Origin of the sequence: Dietzia sp. DQ11-38-2 (genome assembly GCF_014145055.1) — a bacterium.
Lineage (GTDB): Bacteria > Actinomycetota > Actinomycetes > Mycobacteriales > Mycobacteriaceae > Dietzia.
The window spans coordinates 1-1,765 of sequence record NZ_JAALDW010000527.1; the positions used below are offsets into that span (position 1 = coordinate 1).

Genomic DNA, 1,765 nt, shown 5'->3' on the forward strand with positions numbered 1-1,765 from the left:
GCCGCCATCGGGCACTTCTCGACAGCCTTGAGCGCGCGCTTCTGCAGTTCCTCGGGGACCTCGTCGACGATCACCCGCACCACCTCGTCGTCGTCGTTCAACTCGAAGACCTTCGGGGCGAGCCCGACACACACGGCCTGCCCCTCGCAGCGGTCGGGATCCACGTCAATCCTCATACCCGTCCTCCTTGGCCGGGCCCGCGACCACTGTGGCCGCGAGCATGATTCGATACTATGTGAGACACGACACTAGAACGTGTTCCACTCGAGATGAGCTTAGGGCATATGGACATCACCTACACCACAGACCAGCAACGGCTGCGCGGGGAGTTGCGCGAGTACTTCTCCGCCCTGATGACCCCCGAGCGCCGAGAGGCCTTCACCTCCACGACCGGCGAATACGGCCACGGCAACGCCTACCGTGAGATCGTCGCCGAGATGGGCCGCGACGGCTGGCTGACGATCGGATGGCCGGAGGAGTTCGGCGGTCGGAACCGCCCGATGGTGGAGCAGTTGATCTTCACCGACGAGGCCGCGATCGCCGGGGTCCCGGTGCCCTTCCTCACCATCAACTCGGTCGCGCCGACGATCATGGCCTTCGGGTCCGAGGAGCAGAAGAGCTACTTCCTGCCCCGGATCAGCCGCGGCGAGCTGCACTTCGGCATCGGCTACTCCGAGCCGGAATCGGGCACCGACCTCGCCTCCCTGAAGACCCGGGCCGTGCGCGAGGCCGGGACCGGGGAGCACGCGGGCCGGGAGGTGTACCGCATCAACGGGCAGAAGATGTGGACGTCCCTCGTGGCCTACGCGGACTGGATCTGGCTGGCCGCACGCACCGATCCGGACGCCAAGCGACACAAGGGCATCTCGATGATCATGGTGCCCACCGACGCCGAGGGGTTCTCGTGGACTCCCGTCCACACGATGGCGGGCCCGGACACCAGCGCCACCTACTACCAGGACGTGGTGGTGCCCGCCTCCAACCTGGTCGGGCCCGAACACGGCGGGTGGCCGCTCATGACCAACCAGCTCAACCACGAGCGGGTCGCCCTCACGGCCGCCGGTCCGCTCCAGGCCTCGCTCCGGCAGGTCCTGGAGTGGGCGCGCACCACGCGTGCGGCCGACGTCGGCCTGCCCGGCGGCGGAGACGTGATCGACAACGAGTGGGTGCGCACCCACCTGGCCCGCGTCCACGCGATGGCCGAGTACCTGGCGCTGCGCAACTGGGAGATCGTCTCCGCCGACTCCACCACGCCCACCCGCATCGCCGCGTCGGCGACCAAGGTGTACGGCACCGAGACCGCGTGCGAGGCGTACCGGCTCCTCATGGAGGTGCTGGGCTCCGCCGGGTTCCAACGCTCCCACTCCCCCACCGCCGTCCTCCACGGGCGCATCGAGAAGCTGCATCGTTCGGCCCTCATCCTCACCTTCGGCGGAGGCACCAACGAGGTCCAGCGCGACATCATCGCCGCCGCCGGACTCGGGTTGCCACCGGCGCCGCGGATCGCCCCCGCCACGTCCAGCAAGGAGCGCTGAGATGGATTTCCGCGTCGACGACACCACCACCGACCTGACCGCCCTCGTCCGCGACATGGGCGAGCGGCTGGTCACCGACGAGTCACTCCGCGAGCTCGACGCGCGGTTCGGACCCGGCACCGAGTCCGGCGGCACGGGCCGTGAGACCGCCCGGTTCCATGCCCGCTTCTGGGACGAACTGGTCCGCGCGGGCGTGCCCGCCGCCCTGGCCCCGGAGTCGCTCGGCGGCG

At 69.4% G+C, this 1,765-nt stretch carries 2 protein-coding genes and 1 pseudogene; 2 read left to right on the forward strand and 1 reads right to left on the reverse strand.

The features are described 5' to 3' along the window. The coding region (locus G6026_RS16650) for a ferredoxin (RefSeq protein ID WP_182613820.1) at positions 1 to 176 on the reverse strand (176 nt) is incomplete at its 3' end. A gap of 108 nt (positions 177 to 284) precedes the next feature. Between G6026_RS16650 and G6026_RS16655 the strand changes: the two genes are divergently transcribed. After that, positions 285 to 1,535: an acyl-CoA dehydrogenase family protein gene (locus G6026_RS16655; protein WP_182613821.1), complete on the forward strand. Its 1,251-nt coding sequence runs from the start codon at positions 285 to 287 to the stop codon at positions 1,533 to 1,535. Position 1,536: 1 nt separating this feature from the next. Then, a pseudogene (locus G6026_RS16660) lies at positions 1,537 to 1,765 on the forward strand (acyl-CoA dehydrogenase); the annotation flags it as partial.

Bases quoted from the DNA above. Each gene is read 5' to 3' on its own strand.
- G6026_RS16655 (WP_182613821.1), top strand. From the start codon at position 285: ATGGACATCACCTACACCACAGACCAGCAACGGCTGCGCGGGGAGTTG.